General features: G+C 64.2%; 15 protein-coding genes. 4 read left to right on the forward strand and 11 right to left on the reverse strand.

Annotation, left to right across the window (positions count from 1 at the left end; genetic code table 11):
- Positions 1–27 precede the first annotated feature (27 nt).
- The 9 genes from MLB1_RS04470 to MLB1_RS04510 all read right to left on the reverse strand — a co-directional run bounded on the left by MLB1_RS04470 (position 28) and on the right by MLB1_RS04510 (position 8,624).
- Positions 28–216 carry a rubredoxin gene (locus tag MLB1_RS04470; RefSeq protein ID WP_180748484.1) on the reverse strand — a complete coding sequence of 63 codons (189 nt, stop codon included), beginning with the start codon at positions 214–216 and terminating at the stop codon, positions 28–30.
- Entirely contained in the window at positions 213–389 is a 177-nt protein-coding gene (locus MLB1_RS04475; RefSeq protein ID WP_180748485.1) for a rubredoxin, read from the reverse strand. The genes MLB1_RS04470 and MLB1_RS04475 overlap by 4 nt, the downstream gene beginning before the upstream one ends.
- A gap of 1 nt (position 390) precedes the next feature.
- A complete protein-coding gene (locus MLB1_RS04480) occupies positions 391–1,620 on the reverse strand; it encodes an alkane 1-monooxygenase (protein WP_180748486.1) in 1,230 nt (409 codons plus the stop codon).
- Between the two features lie 224 nt (positions 1,621–1,844).
- Positions 1,845–3,320, reverse strand: coding sequence for an amino acid permease (locus MLB1_RS04485; protein WP_180748487.1), 1,476 nt, complete (start codon positions 3,318–3,320; stop codon positions 1,845–1,847).
- Between the two features lie 53 nt (positions 3,321–3,373).
- Positions 3,374–4,297: a cation diffusion facilitator family transporter gene (locus tag MLB1_RS04490; protein ID WP_180748488.1), complete on the reverse strand. Its 924-nt coding sequence runs from the start codon at positions 4,295–4,297 to the stop codon at positions 3,374–3,376.
- 43 nt (positions 4,298–4,340) lie between these two features.
- Positions 4,341–5,558 carry a mannose-6-phosphate isomerase, class I gene (manA, locus tag MLB1_RS04495; protein WP_180748489.1) on the reverse strand — a complete coding sequence of 406 codons (1,218 nt, stop codon included), beginning with the start codon at positions 5,556–5,558 and terminating at the stop codon, positions 4,341–4,343.
- On the reverse strand, positions 5,555–6,622 hold the full coding sequence (locus tag MLB1_RS04500; RefSeq protein ID WP_180748490.1) for a TobH protein: 1,068 nt from the start codon (positions 6,620–6,622) through the stop codon (positions 5,555–5,557). The genes manA and MLB1_RS04500 overlap by 4 nt, the downstream gene beginning before the upstream one ends.
- On the reverse strand, positions 6,622–8,022 hold the full coding sequence (locus tag MLB1_RS04505) for a phosphomannomutase/phosphoglucomutase (RefSeq protein WP_180748491.1): 1,401 nt from the start codon (positions 8,020–8,022) through the stop codon (positions 6,622–6,624). The genes MLB1_RS04500 and MLB1_RS04505 overlap by 1 nt, the downstream gene beginning before the upstream one ends.
- Before the next feature lie 185 nt (positions 8,023–8,207).
- Positions 8,208–8,624, reverse strand: coding sequence for a DUF3499 domain-containing protein (locus MLB1_RS04510; RefSeq protein ID WP_180748492.1), 417 nt, complete (start codon positions 8,622–8,624; stop codon positions 8,208–8,210).
- Positions 8,625–8,803: 179 nt separating this feature from the next.
- On the opposite strand from MLB1_RS04510, the gene MLB1_RS04515 reads away from it, so the two are divergent.
- Positions 8,804–9,304, forward strand: coding sequence for a metallopeptidase family protein (locus tag MLB1_RS04515; protein WP_180748493.1), 501 nt, complete (start codon positions 8,804–8,806; stop codon positions 9,302–9,304).
- Between the two features lie 30 nt (positions 9,305–9,334).
- On the opposite strand, the gene MLB1_RS04520 is transcribed toward MLB1_RS04515, so the two are convergent.
- Positions 9,335–9,598 (reverse strand): WhiB family transcriptional regulator, encoded by a 264-nt coding sequence (locus MLB1_RS04520; protein WP_180749686.1) that lies wholly within the window; start codon positions 9,596–9,598, stop codon positions 9,335–9,337.
- Between the two features lie 380 nt (positions 9,599–9,978).
- Between MLB1_RS04520 and cofD the strand changes: the two genes are divergently transcribed.
- From cofD to MLB1_RS04535, 3 genes are read left to right on the forward strand one after another with little or no spacing between them, the layout of a single operon-like run.
- The gene (cofD, locus tag MLB1_RS04525; protein ID WP_180748494.1) at positions 9,979–10,947 is read left to right on the forward strand and encodes a 2-phospho-L-lactate transferase; all 969 of its coding nucleotides are present in this window, start codon (positions 9,979–9,981) and stop codon (positions 10,945–10,947) included.
- Positions 10,944–12,308, forward strand: coding sequence for a coenzyme F420-0:L-glutamate ligase (locus tag MLB1_RS04530; protein ID WP_180748495.1), 1,365 nt, complete (start codon positions 10,944–10,946; stop codon positions 12,306–12,308). The genes cofD and MLB1_RS04530 overlap by 4 nt, the downstream gene beginning before the upstream one ends.
- A gap of 28 nt (positions 12,309–12,336) precedes the next feature.
- Positions 12,337–12,879 (forward strand): NUDIX hydrolase, encoded by a 543-nt coding sequence (locus tag MLB1_RS04535; protein ID WP_180748496.1) that lies wholly within the window; start codon positions 12,337–12,339, stop codon positions 12,877–12,879.
- A 33-nt stretch (positions 12,880–12,912) separates the two neighbouring features.
- Here MLB1_RS04535 and MLB1_RS04540 read toward each other — a convergent pair whose 3' ends face one another.
- Positions 12,913–13,992 (reverse strand): NDP-sugar synthase, encoded by a 1,080-nt coding sequence (locus MLB1_RS04540; RefSeq protein WP_180748497.1) that lies wholly within the window; start codon positions 13,990–13,992, stop codon positions 12,913–12,915.

The following is a 13,992-nucleotide window of genomic DNA, read 5'->3' on the forward strand; positions in this document are numbered from 1 at the left end:
GGCGCGGTGTACTCGGTCAATGTCATGTCATGGTCTCGCGATCTCCACCATGGCGAAATCGGCCTTCGCGGCGCCGCAGTCGGGGCAGCTCCAGTCGTCGGGAATATCGTCCCAGCGAGTGCCCGGCCCAATGCCATCCTCCGGCCAGCCCAGTGCCTCGTCGTACTGGAATCCACACTGCATGCATTCGAACAGCTTGTAGTCGTCGTCGCTCATGAATCCGCTCCTTGTAGGGCTTCGAAATCCACCTTCTCGCGCACTCCACAATCAGGGCAGCACCAGTCGTCGGGAATCTCCGACCACGCCGTCCCCGCCGGGAACCCCTCTCGAGGGGCTCCCGCGCTCTCGTTGTACAGGTACTGACATACGGGGCAACGGTACTGCGACATGTCAGGCCGCCTCTTCCGTCACGCCGTACTTGGCCAGAATCTTTGTGCGCTTGCTCGGCTGGATGTTCACCTTGGTGATGTCGCCGTCGTAGTGCTCCAACACCCGCTGATCCATGATCTTGCGCCACAGCGGCGGGAAGTACGCCAGCGTCAGCATCGTCGCGTATCCGCTGGGCAGGTTCGGCGCGCCGTCCATGCTGCGCAGGGTCTGGTAGCGCCGCGTGGGGTTGGCGTGGTGATCGCTGTGCCGCTGCAGGTGGTACAGGAAGATATTGGTCACCAGATGGTCGGAGTTCCAGCTGTGCTTGGGCGTGCAGCGCTCGTACCGTCCACCGGCAACCTTCTGCCGCATCAGCCCATAGTGCTCCAGATAGTTCACCGTCTCCAGGAGAGTGAAGCCGAAGACTGCCTGGATGACCAGGTACGGAATGACCGCGGCGCCGAAGATCGCGATGGTGACACCAAACAGGACTGCCGACATCAGCCATGCGTTGACCACGTCGTTACTCGGGTGCAGTACGAACCGATTGAGCCGCTTCATGCGGGTGGCCTCAAGATTCCAGGAGGACTTCAGACTGCCCCAGACGCTGCGCGGCCAGAAGCCCCAGAACGTCTCGCCGAAGCGTGAACTGGCCGGATCCTCGGGAGTCGCGACGCGCACGTGATGTCCGCGGTTGTGCTCGATGTAGAAGTGGCCGTAGAAGGTCTGCGCCAGCGTGATCTTCGAGAACCAGCGCTCCAACTCGTCCTTCTTATGCCCCATTTCGTGGGCGGTGTTGATGCCGATGCCGCCAAGCACACCAATCGAGAGCGCGATGCCCAGCTTGGAGATCCAGCTGATGCCATGGTCGAACCCGATCCAGCTCAGGTCGGTGGCAGCGAAGTAGTAGGCGCCCAGGAAGAAGCTCGCGTACTGGAATGGGATGAAGATGTAGGTGCAGTACCGGTAGTACTTGTCGTTCTCCAGCGCCTCCATCGCCTCATCGGGCGGGTTCTCGCCGTCGGGCCCGAAGCGCAGATCCAGCGCCGGCAAGATCACGTACAGCAGCGCGGGACCGATCCAGAAAAACAGTGGCGAGATCTGCTGCCAGCCGAGCTGGTTCATCACATAGACCAACCCTGTCGCGATGAAGATCGCGGTGGGCGGGATCATCCCGTAGAGCCACATGTAGCGCTTGCGGTCGCGCCACTGGACGGGCAGGTCATGGGCTGCTTCAAGGTTGGACGTCATCGTCACTGTCTCCTCGGTCGAAATCTGCGTGAGGTACATCACCGAACAAGCTTGACGATAGGTGATGCTTCGTCGCTTGTCTAGACAAATGAGTATGTTTTGTAAAGTGCCTGGTGGCGCGCGTCACTCATTGGTTGTCGATGCAGATTCGCCGAGAATGGGAGTTAGGGACAGCAGAGTCGGACTTTGTGTCCACAACGCCCACGGTCGGCGTTGTGCGAGGGCTACTGGTCGACGGCTACGCGTAACCCGAGCACTGAGTGCCGACGGCTGTAGGCGAAGTAGACGACGACACCGATAGCCATCCACGCCAACGCGAACAGCCAGGTGCGCACAGCAAGGTTGAGCATCAACCATCCGCAGGCGAGGATCGCGATGATCGGCAGCCACGGCACACCCGGGGCCCGGAAGGCACGCGGCAGGTCAGGCCGGGACCGCCGCAACACGATGACGCCGGCCGAGACGAGCACGAAAGCAAACAACGTGCCGACGTTGACGATCTCCTCCAGACCTTCGATCGGGGTGAAGGCTGCGGCCAGCGCGACAAGGAAGCCGACGATCAGGGTGATCCGTGTCGGCGTACCGTGCGATCCGGTTCTCGCCAGCTCACGCGGTAAAAGTCCGTCCCTACACATTGCGAAGATGACCCGGATCTGCCCAAGCATCAGCACCATGACCACGGTGGTCAGCCCGGCCAGCGCACCGATGGCGATGACCTTGGCTGCCCAGTCGACGCCGTTCAGGTGGAAGGCCGTGGACAGATTCGGGTGCGAGTCGGCTGCTCGGAGGTCGCTGTACTTGACCATGCCGGAGAGCACCACGGTGACCGCGACATACAGGACGGTGACGATCACGAGCGACGCGATGATGCCGCGCGGCACATCCTTTTGCGGATTCCGGGTTTCCTCCGCGGTCGTGGCGACGACATCGAAACCGATGAATGCGAAGAACACGATCGAGGCGCCGGCCAGCACACCGAACCAGCCGTACTGACTTCCAGAACCGCCGGCAATGAATGAGAACAACGACTGATCCAGTCCGGTCCTGCTGGAACCACCGGCCTCCGGCGGCGGGATGAACGGCGTGTAGTTGGACGCCTTGATGAAAAAGGCACCGACGATGATCACCAGCAGCACCACCAGAACCTTGACGGTCGTGACGACGAGGGACACCCGTGAGGACAGCTTGGTGCCGAAAGCGAGAAGCACCGTCAACACGGAAACGATGAGCAACGCACCCCAGTCGACCTTGAGCGACCCGAGATGCACTGTGCTACTGGAGAACCCAAATACGGTGCTCAGATAACTCGACCAGCCCTTGGCGACAGTGGCCGCGCCAACCGAGAACTCCAGAATGAGATCCCAGCCCAGGATCCAGGCAGCGAACTCGCCGAATGTCGCATAGGAGAACGTATAGGCGCTACCGGCAACCGGGATGGTGGAGGCGAATTCGGCGTAGCACATCGCCGCCAGGCCGCACCCGAGCGCGGCCATGATGAATGACAGCGAGATCGCAGGCCCGGTGACATTGGCCGCCGTCGACGCGGTGACGGTGAAGATACCGGCCCCGATGACCACCGAGACGCCGAAAACGGTGAGATCCCACCAGGTTAGGTCCCGACGGAGCTTGGTCTCCGGCTCGTCGGTATCCGCGATCGACTGTTCGACAGACTTCGTACGCCACAATCCGCTACCCGGCATTACGGCAGTCTCGCACAAGCCCCATGCTCACGACGGTTGATCACGCCGTCTAGCTAAGAATCGGCGGGCGAGCGATCCAGATCGGGCTCAAGGTAGATCACCGTCGCGATCGGAACCGCCTCCCGCACCCGCTGCTCGGCACCGTCGATCGTGGCAGCGACCCGCGGCAGGTCCGCTTTCGGTGAAATCGCGATCTTCGCCGCGACCAGAAGCTCCTCCGGGCCCAGATACTGGGTACGGCAATGGATTACCCGATCGACGTGATCGGTGCCGGCCAGCGCGTCCAGGATCGCCCGCTCCTGCGCTGCGGTCGCGCCCTCGCCGATCAACAGACTCTTCATCTCGACCATCAGGACGATCGCGATGATGCCCAGCAGCACGCCGATCGCCATGGTGCCGATGCCGTCCCATATCGGGTCGCCGGTCGCGATCGTCATACCAACGCCGAACAGCGCGAACACCAACCCCAGCAGGGCACCCGTGTCCTCAAGCAGCACGACCGGGAGCTCAGGATTGCGTGAGTTGCGGATGAACTGCCACCAGCTGGCCTTGCCCTTCAGTGGCTTGGACTCCACGAACGCGGTGCGGAAGCTGTAGCCCTCCAGCCCTATCGCAAGGACCAGGATCACGATCGCGACGATAGGAGAAGAAAGATGCTCGGGGGCGTGCACCTTGTGATAGCCCTCGTACAGGGCAAAGACCGAACCGAGCGTGAACAACACCAGTGCGACCACAAAGGAGTAGAAGAATCGGCTGCGCCCATACCCGAACGGGTGCAGGCGATCTGCTTCCCTGCTCGCGGCACGCTGTCCATAGAGCAGCAGGCCCTGGTTCGAGGTGTCCGCCACCGAGTGCACGGACTCGGCGAGCATCGACGAACTCCCGGTAATCAGAAAGCCGGCGAACTTGGCCACCGCGATACCGGCATTGGCTGCCAGGGCCGCAATGATCGCCTTCTTACTACCGCCTGCCGACATCGTCTCTCCTTCTGTCCCCGACTCGTCTTGCCCCGGTAGATCGCTACGCGTCCGCGTCGACTGTCGCCAAGAACACCCGGGCATCGGACTGCCCAGTCAGCGTGACACTTCCACCGTCGGCCGGCACCCACACCGACTGTCCGGCGCGCACCCTGAGGTCCGTCTCCGAACCGTCCAGCCTCACGCTGCCCTGGGTGCAGAGCAGTATCCGCGGCCCCTTGACCCCGACAGCCGTTCGCTCACCGTCCACGAGATCGAAACGGGACAACGCGAACTCCTTCGCAGGCGTGCGATACCGGGTTTCCGCACCGTCGGTGACCGTCTCGACGTGCAGATGCTTTTCCGCAGCAGGTGAAAAATCCAGCACTCGAAGCAACTCGGGTACGTCGACGTGTTTCGGGGTCAGTCCGCCGCGCAAGACGTTGTCGGAGTTGGCCATGACCTCTACCGCAAGGCCACGCAGATATGCGTGCAGGTTTCCGGCAGGCAGATAGATCCCCTCCCCCGGTTCCAGCGTGAGCCGATTCAACAACAGGGATGCAAGCACTCCGGCATCAGCGGGATAACGCTCACCCAACTCCAGGAGGGTGCGCGCCTCGGCACGAAAGCGCACGTTGTCGGAGGACAGATAGCGCACCGCGCCGTCCAGCACCGCCGGCACCAACAGATCCAAGCTCGGCTGCGGAAGGGTTATCCAGGTGGTGAACAAGGCCCGGAGTCCGTCTGCGTCGGATTGCCCGTCCAGCAGATTCACATACGGCGTCAGCTCGTCGACATCCAGGGCATGAAACAGCGCCATGGTGTCGCCGGGGTCGCGGAAGCCGGCCAACGCCTCGAAACGGTCCAGCGCTACTACCAGTTCCGGCTTGTGATTGCGATCGCGGTAATTGCGCACCGGGGAGTTGAGCGGCACGCCGGCCGCCTCTTCGCGCGCGTACCCGTCGGCCGCCTGCTGCGCGCTGGGGTGCGCCTGCAACGACAGCGGCTCATCGGCGGCCAGCACCTTGAGCAGGAAGGGCAGCTGATCACCGAACTCTGCCACCGACGCCGAACCCAACTGCCCGGCCGGATCCGCGGCCACCACGTCGAGCAATGACTTTGCACCACCGCCTGTTTCCAGGTACGCGGGATCGGCCGGATGCGCACCCAGCCAAAGCTCGGCTTCCGGATGCGGTGTAGGCGTTGGGCGTCCGGTGAACTCGGCGATGGCTGTTCGCGAACCCCAGGCGTACGTCCTGATCGCCCCCCTGAGTAGATTCACGGCCCGGATCTCCCCCCGCCAAGCCGGGCGTAGACCGAGGCCATTTCGAACCGTGTCGCGAGCATCATCAGCTGCGCCAGCTCCGATGGTCGTGCCGCCACCTCGCCGAGGTCGGTGGTGGCCACGAGCTCGGTGTCGTCGACACCCTCGATCCTCGCCGCGACAGCTTGGAAGTCCTTGTCGGTAGCAAGAGCCAATATCCGCGGCGGTCCGACGCCACGAGGACCATCGATGAACTCGTCGTGGAACAGCGAGGCACTACCAGAGCCCCTGCCCGACAAGGCATCCCGCATCGCGGCCAACGCCTGCGAAAGTCCACATGAGGTGACGGTGCGCTGGGTCAGCCGCAGCAGCGTGACCGCCGCATGTTGAGCAAGTGCCAGCGTGGCCGACCGATCTCCGCACAACACCACGGGACCACCGGCCAAGCGCGCGGCGATCGCCTTGGCGGCGTTCGTGAAGACCTCCCGCCCCACGGTGTTCCGGGAAACCTCGCCGTCCACCTCGTCGGCGATGGTCATGACATCGGGCGCAACGGACCTGTCCACCACGCCGAGCACGGCCGCACCTACCGCAAGATTGTGCGCAAGGCTAAACGTGTCCGGCACACGCAATCGGGGGGCCAACGAAATCGCACGACCGGCACCGGAATCCGCCAGCGGACCCTCATCAGGGGCGGCGATCACCACTCGAGCACCACGGCGAGTACCCACCGACACCGCAGCACTCAGGGCCGGGTCGCCGGCGTCGTCACCGGCGACCACCATGACATCCAGCGGCCCCAACCACACCGGCGCCTGTGCGGCGGTCACGAACGGAAGGTTCACCGTGTCCGAAAGAGCACCGGCCAGAATCGCTCCCGCTGTCGCGGCCGTACCCCGACCCGCAACCCACACGACGGTACGCAATCGGTCTTCCGAGCGGAGGGAATCCAGGGCCCCCTCGGCGAGGGCGGTACCCACCGCACGCACCTGAGCGCCGGCCATGGACGCGGCCTCCAGCGAGCCATCCCGATCGGCCGCCAATAGCGCCTCGGCGTCATCCAGATCGATTGTGGCGTTCATCAGGTCGCGGCCTCGGTACGGCCGACCAGCTCGGTGACACGTGCGACCACGGCGGCCACATCTTCATCGGTGCGCGCCTCGACATTGAGGCGCAGCAGTGGCTCGGTGTTGGACGTGCGGAGGTTGAACCACGTTCCGGTACCGATATCGACGGTGACGCCATCCAGGTGGTCAATCGAAATGATCTGCGTGCCAAATGATTTCAGTACCTCGTCGACACAAGCCCTGGCATCCGAGACGCGGAAATTGATCTCACCGGAGGACGCGTACCGCTCGTAGTCCGCCATGAGGTCCGATAACAGCCGGTCCTGTTCACTGAGCGCCGCGAGCACGTGCAGGGCCGCCAGCATGCCCGAGTCGGCGCCCCAGAAGTCGCGGAAGTAATAGTGAGCGGAATGCTCACCACCGAAGATCGCGCCGGTCTCGGCCATCAGCGCCTTGATGTATGAGTGACCCACTCGGGACCGCACCGGCGTCCCGCCGTGCTCGATCACAAGCTCGGGCACCGCACGCGACGTGATCAGGTTATGGATCACGGTGCCGCCGATCTCCCGCTCCAGCTCTCGGCGCGCTACCAAAGCGGTTACCGCAGAGGGCGATACGGCGCGTCCGCGCTCATCGACCACGAAACACCGGTCGGCGTCACCATCGAAGGCAAGTCCGATATCGGCACCTTCGGCGGTGACGAATGCCTGCAGATCACGCAGGTTCTTGGGATCGAGCGGATTGGCCTCGTGATTGGGGAAATTACCGTCCAGCTCGAAGTACAACGGCGCGAGCGTGATCGACGGAATGGCACCCAGCACTGCCGGCGTCGTGTGCCCGGCCATACCGTTGCCTGCGTCTACCGCCACCCGAAGCGGGCGAGCCCCGCTCAACTGAACCAGTGACCGCAGGAAATCGCCGTACTCGGCGAGGACGTCCCGCTCGGCGACGGTGCCATTCGGACCGTCGCATGTCGGCACGCCGTTGATGAGCTCATCGCTAATGATGGACAAGCCGCTGTCCTTGCCCACCGGCTTGGCGCCCGCGCGGCACAATTTGATTCCGTTGTACGCGGCCGGATTATGACTGGCGGTGAACATGGCCCCCGGACAGTCCAACAACCCGGAAGCGAAATACAGCTGGTCGGTCGATGCGAGTCCGATCAGCACGACGTCGAGCCCCTGGGCGGTGACACCGTCGGTGAACGCCCGCGCCAAACCCGGCGACGAGTCGCGCATATCGCGCCCCACCACGATCCGCAGCGGACCGTCGGGGTCGGCGGACTCCGCCCTGACCAGCCGCGCGAACGCGGACCCCACGTCGAAGACAAAGGACTCGTCGATCTGCTCGCCCAATAGGCCACGGACGTCGTACGCCTTGATGACGGCGTGGACAGCGTCAGCGGACCGGGCCATGACGAAAGCTCTCCTATGGTCTGTTGAGAGTTGGTCTGTTGAGAGAAGGACGTTAGGTATCGCTGGCCAGCCTAGTGGTCGGCCCGCATCGAACGTGAACGTCCGGCGAGTGGTTAGAGAATGTCAGCAGACCGAGCCGAAGGTACCCAAGCCTCACTCGCAGGTCATGCTCGTTCGGACCAGCCTCACTCGACGGGATCAGGGAGAACCCGCAGGTGCCCACGGCGTCGCCCGACCGGAGCCGGATGCACGGGCCGAGACGCGGCGGGGGCCGCGTGGGTACCGACATCGAGCATCGGCTCACTGAAACCGGCGGCCGCCACCCGCCGGACGCCGCCTGTCGACTCCCGCACGGCGTCGGCCAGGGCCACCAGGTCGTCGTCCTCGGGATTCGACGGCATGGGGCCGCTGTAACGGACCAGCTCCCAGCCTCGGGGCGCGGTGATCCGGCTCGCGTGCTGCGCACACAGATCCCACGAATGCGGCTCACTGGACGTGGACAGCGGCCCGACCACGGCCGTCGAATCCGCGTAGACGAATGTCAATGTCGCCACGGCGAAACTCGGGCACCCGGGCCGACAGCAGCGACGGGGGGCTCTCACAAGCGTTGAGGCTATCGCGCGCAAACACGTTCCGACTCGCAGACACGCTGGTGTCAGCGGTGATGCGCCGCTTGCGCGAAGAACGTAAGCGTCGTGAGACCGGGCGGTGACCTGCCCGTTGCTATTCCCCAGTCTCAGCAGCCTCACCTTCCCCACGGATCGCGAATACCATTCGGGACATGTCACGTGATGGACGACGCGGTGGGTCCTCTGGAGGATCGAGCTCGCAGGGCTCTCGAAGGGGTCGCGAATTCCGCGGACCTCTCCTACCGCCCACCGTTCCCGGCTGGCGCTCACGTGCCGAGCGCTTCGATATGGCAGTCCTGGAGGCCTACGAACCGATCGAACGGGCGTGGCAGGCACGGCTGGAGGGTTTGGACGTCGCGGTCGACGAGATTCCACGCATCCAACCCAAGGATCCGGATTCGGTGCAATGGCCGCCGGAAGTGATCGCAGACGGGCCGATTCCGCTGGCAAGACTGATTCCGGCCGGTGTGGACACCCGGGGTAACACCACCCGGGCGCGGATTGTCCTATTCCGAAAGCCGATCGAATTGCGCGCGAAGAAATCTGGGGATTTGTCGGATCTCCTGCACGATCTACTGGTCGCGCAGGTTGCCACCCATCTGGGGGTGGAACCGTCGGTGATCGACCCAACCATCACCGACGAGGGCGATTAACTCACCCTGGGGCGAACACAGAACACCGAATCAGATGATGCCGCGCTTCAAGCGACGGCGCTCACGCTCGGACAACCCACCCCAAATGCCGAACCGCTCGTCATTGGCCAATGCGGACTCAAGGCACTCGTCCTTGACCTCGCAGCCCAGGCAGATGCGCTTGGCCTCACGAGTCGACCCACCCTTCTCAGGGAAGAACGCCTCGGGATCGGTCTGCGCGCAGAGCGCCTTCTCTTGCCACTGGTCGTCGGCGGCACCCAACACCGCGTCAAAATCGTTCTGTACCAACGTCAGATGCGGACGTGCGGGCGGTAAGCCCGTCGCACCCGTGCCAACGCCGGAACTCAGCTCGTCGTGTACACCAAATTCACTGTGTCCGAACAGCATCGTCCCGCCTCCTCACTGTTCCTGTCGCATCCGAATACAACTCGTATTGCCCGGTTTCGTGCCACAATCTTCACTTCCGGCCATTTCGATTCGAACATTTGATCGAATCCCGGTCTGCGCCTGAGACTTACAAACTCAGCCCGAGGAATGACACTGCTGTGATTACACACGTGTTCGCTGCCGGGGTCAAGCGAAGGACGAAAATTCATACCATCTTCCACCGACAAAAACGGCGTGGCGCCCTCATGGCGTGTCGCATCATTGCCGGCGCACTAGTCTCGGTCAACGTGAAAGTCACCGTCCTCGTCGGCGGCGTCGGCGGAGCGCGTTTCCTCCTCGGCGTCCAGCGCTTGCTCGGATCAGATTCCAGCAAGCATCAGATAAACGCCATCGTGAACATTGGCGACGACGCCTGGATGCACGGCGTCAGGATCTGCCCTGACCTGGACACCTGCATGTACACCCTCGGCGGGGGGGTCGACCCGGAGCGGGGTTGGGGGCACCGCGACGAGACCTGGAACGCCATGGAGGAGTTGGCCGCCTATGGCGCCCAGCCCGACTGGTTCTCGCTCGGCGACAGGGACCTGGCCACTCACCTCATACGCAGTCAAATGCTGCGAGCCGGTTACCCGCTATCAGCGGTCACCGAAGCGTTATGCAATCGATGGCAGCCCGGGGTCCGCCTGTTACCCGCCAGCGACGACCGGTGTGAGACCCACGTGGTGATCACCGACCCCGCCGACGGAGAGCAGCGCGCGATCCATTTCCAACAGTGGTGGGTGCAGCATCGGGCGCAGGTCCCCACACACAGCTTCGCGTTCGTCGGAGCGGACGAAGCAAAGGCCACCCCGAGCGTTGCCGAGGCCATCGCCGACGCCGATGTGGTCTTGCTGGCGCCGTCCAATCCGGTGGTCAGCATCGGGGCCATCTTGGCGGTGGGTGGAGTTCGCGGGGCGCTCCGCACAACCTCGGCTCCGGTGATCGGTTACTCGCCGATCGTGTCCGGGAAGCCGCTCCGCGGAATGGCCGACGATTGTTTGCGCGTGATCGGTGTCGAGGTGAGCTCACAGGGTGTCGGAGAACACTTCGGCGCCCGCACGCAGACCGGCATCCTGGACGGCTGGCTGGTCGACGAGGGTGATGCAGCTCACATTGAGGGAGTTCAGGTACGGTCGGTTCCGCTGCTCATGACCGACCCGGACGCAACGGCGGCGATGGTGCGTGCGGGACTCGACCTGGCCGGAGTGAAACTATGAATTCACCTGCGGATTCCCCTGCACCCGAACATGGTTCGGCCAAGCCGATCGAAATCCTACCGGTCGCGGGTTTACCCGAATTCCGCCCCGGTGACGATGTGGCCGCGGCCATAGCCGCGGCGGCACCGTGGCTACGCGACGGTGATGTGGTGGTGATCACCAGCAAAATCATCTCCAAGGCCGAGGGCCGGATCGTCGCCGCACCCACCGATCCCGAGGCCCGAGACAGCCTGCGGCGCAAACTGATCGATTCCGAGTCGGTCCGCGTGTTAGCCCGCAAGGGCAAGACGCTGATCACCGAGAACACCATCGGCATCGTGCAGGCCGCCGCCGGAATCGACGCATCCAATGTGGACACGGCCGAACTCGTGTTGCTTCCCGTCGACCCCGACGGCAGCGCTGCGGCGGTCCGGGCGGCACTGTCACGGCAGCTGAGCGTGAACGTGGCGGTAGTGGTCACCGACACCATGGGGCGAGCCTGGCGCAACGGCCAGACCGATGCGGCCATCGGCTCCTCCGGCATATCCGTCCTCTACGCCTACGCCGGTGCAAAAGATAAGCACGGCAACGAGCTTCAGGTGACCGAGGTCGCCATAGCCGATGAGATTGCGGCTGCAGCCGATTTGGTCAAGGGCAAGCTCACCGACGTGCCGGTAGCGGTGGTGCGAGGACTTTCGGTGCCCGACGACGGCAGCGTCGCCCGCGATCTCTTGCGCTCGGGTCCGGACGACTTGTTCTGGCTCGGCACCGCCGAAGCCTTGGAGCAGGGCCGCCGCGACGCGGTACTGGTACGCCGCTCAGTCCGACAATTCACCGACACCGCAGTGGATCCCGACCTGCTACGCGAAGCCATCGGCGAGGCGCTGACCGCACCCGCTCCGCATCACACCCATCCGGTGCGATTCGTGTGGGTGCGGGATCTGACAATGCGGCACGCTCTCTTGGATGCCATGAAGCAGGCATGGGCCGGCGACCTCACCGGGGACGGCCGCACCCCCGAATCCGTGGACAAGCGGGTGGCACGCGGACAGATCCTCTATGACGCGCCGGAAGTCGTGATCCCGTTCCTGGTGCCCGACGGCGCCCACGACTATCCCGACGAGCGTCGCACCGGCGCGGAACGCACCATGTTCACCGTCGCAGTCGGCGCAGCGGTACAGGCACTGCTGGTGACGTTGGCCGCGCGAGGTGTGGGCAGCTGCTGGATTGGGTCCACCATCTTCGCGGGAGATGTCGTGCGCAGCCAACTGGGGCTAGAAGCGTCGTGGGAACCGATGGGAGCCATCGCGATTGGCTATCCGTCCGAGCCACTGGAACCACGCTCTCCCCTGCCACCCGGCCAGATGCTGGTGGAATTGTGACGAGCCACTCGGGCGAGGAACGTCCAGCATGAGCGGGCTACATGGGTCCACCATCGAATTGCTCTCCTCATGGGAGGCTCCGAATGAGGAACAGGACAGTCTGCGGCACGCCGTGCTGGCGTTTCTCGACGCCAATCCGGACGCCTGCCGTCGTCGCAGTGTCGCCGGCCATATCACCGCCTCGGCCCTGGTGGTCAGCGACGACGGATCGAAGGCGCTGCTGACTCTGCACCCTCGGGTGGGTAAGTGGCTCCAGCTCGGCGGCCACTGCGAGGAGGAGGACACCACCATCCAGGCCGCCGCCCTGCGGGAGGCCACCGAAGAGTCCGGCATCGGGGGCCTTCTCCTCGACCCGAATCTACTTGGGGTACATGTACATCCGATCACCTGCTCGCTGGGCGTGCCGACGCGCCACCTCGATCTGCAGTTCCTCGCGCACGCACCGGAGGGCGCGCAGATCACCGTCAGTGACGAATCACTCGACCTGCGTTGGTGGCCCATCGACCAGGTTCCGGACGACGATCCGTCGGTCGTCACGTTGTCGCAACGAGCCCGCGCCCGCCGCGTGTAACGCGGTGTCGGTCCCCGTTGCGCAGCAACGGTGCTAGACGTCCGAGGAGTACCGGATGCCGCCGTCTGGAATGGTGATTCCGGGCCACACCCGGGCGCCACGCAGCAGCTCGCAGCGCGCACCGATATCGGCACCGTCACCGATCACGCCGTCCCGCACCAATGCCCGCGGACCAATGCGTGCGCCGAACCCGATGATCGAACGTTCCACCACGGCACCCGCTTCGATGCGAGCACCGTCGAACACCACCGCACCGTCCAGCCGCGCCCCCGGACCGATCTCGGCACCCCGACCCACCACGGTGCCACCAATCACCACCGCGCCGGGCGCCACCGAGGCACCGTCGTGCACCAACGCCTCCCCGTGATGCTCGGGAATCGCCGGAGACGGCGCGATACCGCGGACCAGATCGGCCGAGCCGCGCACGAAGTCCTCGGGAGTTCCCATATCGCGCCAATAGCTGGTGTCGACGAATCCGCACACCTTGGCACCGCCGCTCAGCAGTCCCGGAAAGACCTCCCGCTCAACCGAAACCGGTCTGCCCGAAGGAATCTGCTCGATCAGCTCGCGCCGGAACACGTAGCATCCGGCGTTGATCTGATCGGTGGGGGGATCCTCGGTCTTCTCCAGAAATGCGGTGACACGACCGTCGGAATCGGTAGGCACACAACCGAACGCACGCGGGTCGCCAACCCGCACCAAGTGCAACGTCAGGTCTGCATGGGTCTGTTCATGGTGCGCGAGGAGATGTTTCAGATCCAGGCCGGACAGCACGTCGCCGTTGAAGACCAAGGTGGTGTCATGGCGCAGGTGCTCCAGCACGTTCCGGATGGCACCACCGGTACCCAACGGTTCCGTCTCGGTGACATATGTGATCGAGAGCCCGAGCTTGGACCCGTCACCGAATTCCGACTCGAAGACCTCGGCCTTGTAGGAAGTCCCGAGCACGACATGGTCGATACCCGCCGCCGCGACCCGCGACAGCACATGCGTCAGGAAGGGGAACCCGGCAATCGGCAGCATCGGCTTGGGCGCCGAGAGCGTCAGCGGGCGTAACCGGGTGCCCTGCCCTCCCACCAGGATGACGGCATCGGCTTTCATATGGTCAGACAT

This window comes from Mycobacteroides sp. LB1, assembly GCF_013449725.1.
In the GTDB taxonomy this organism is placed as follows: Bacteria; Actinomycetota; Actinomycetes; order Mycobacteriales; family Mycobacteriaceae; genus Mycobacterium.

What these genes read in the sequence shown, in the direction of transcription:
- MLB1_RS04485 (WP_180748487.1), bottom strand. Translation starts at nt 3,320, where the DNA reads ATGCCGGGTAGCGGATTGTGGCGTACGAAGTCTGTCGAACAGTCGATC.
- MLB1_RS04470 (WP_180748484.1), bottom strand. Translation starts at nt 216, where the DNA reads ATGAGCGACGACGACTACAAGCTGTTCGAATGCATGCAGTGTGGATTC.
- MLB1_RS04530 (WP_180748495.1), top strand. Translation starts at nt 10,944, where the DNA reads ATGAATTCACCTGCGGATTCCCCTGCACCCGAACATGGTTCGGCCAAG.
- MLB1_RS04480 (WP_180748486.1), bottom strand. Translation starts at nt 1,620, where the DNA reads ATGACGTCCAACCTTGAAGCAGCCCATGACCTGCCCGTCCAGTGGCGC.
- MLB1_RS04540 (WP_180748497.1), bottom strand. Translation starts at nt 13,992, where the DNA reads ATGTCTGACCATATGAAAGCCGATGCCGTCATCCTGGTGGGAGGGCAG.
- MLB1_RS04505 (WP_180748491.1), bottom strand. Translation starts at nt 8,022, where the DNA reads ATGGCCCGGTCCGCTGACGCTGTCCACGCCGTCATCAAGGCGTACGAC.
- MLB1_RS04500 (WP_180748490.1), bottom strand. Translation starts at nt 6,622, where the DNA reads ATGAACGCCACAATCGATCTGGATGACGCCGAGGCGCTATTGGCGGCC.
- MLB1_RS04475 (WP_180748485.1), bottom strand. Translation starts at nt 389, where the DNA reads ATGTCGCAGTACCGTTGCCCCGTATGTCAGTACCTGTACAACGAGAGC.
- MLB1_RS04535 (WP_180748496.1), top strand. Translation starts at nt 12,337, where the DNA reads ATGAGCGGGCTACATGGGTCCACCATCGAATTGCTCTCCTCATGGGAG.
- MLB1_RS04515 (WP_180748493.1), top strand. Translation starts at nt 8,804, where the DNA reads ATGTCACGTGATGGACGACGCGGTGGGTCCTCTGGAGGATCGAGCTCG.
- MLB1_RS04490 (WP_180748488.1), bottom strand. Translation starts at nt 4,297, where the DNA reads ATGTCGGCAGGCGGTAGTAAGAAGGCGATCATTGCGGCCCTGGCAGCC.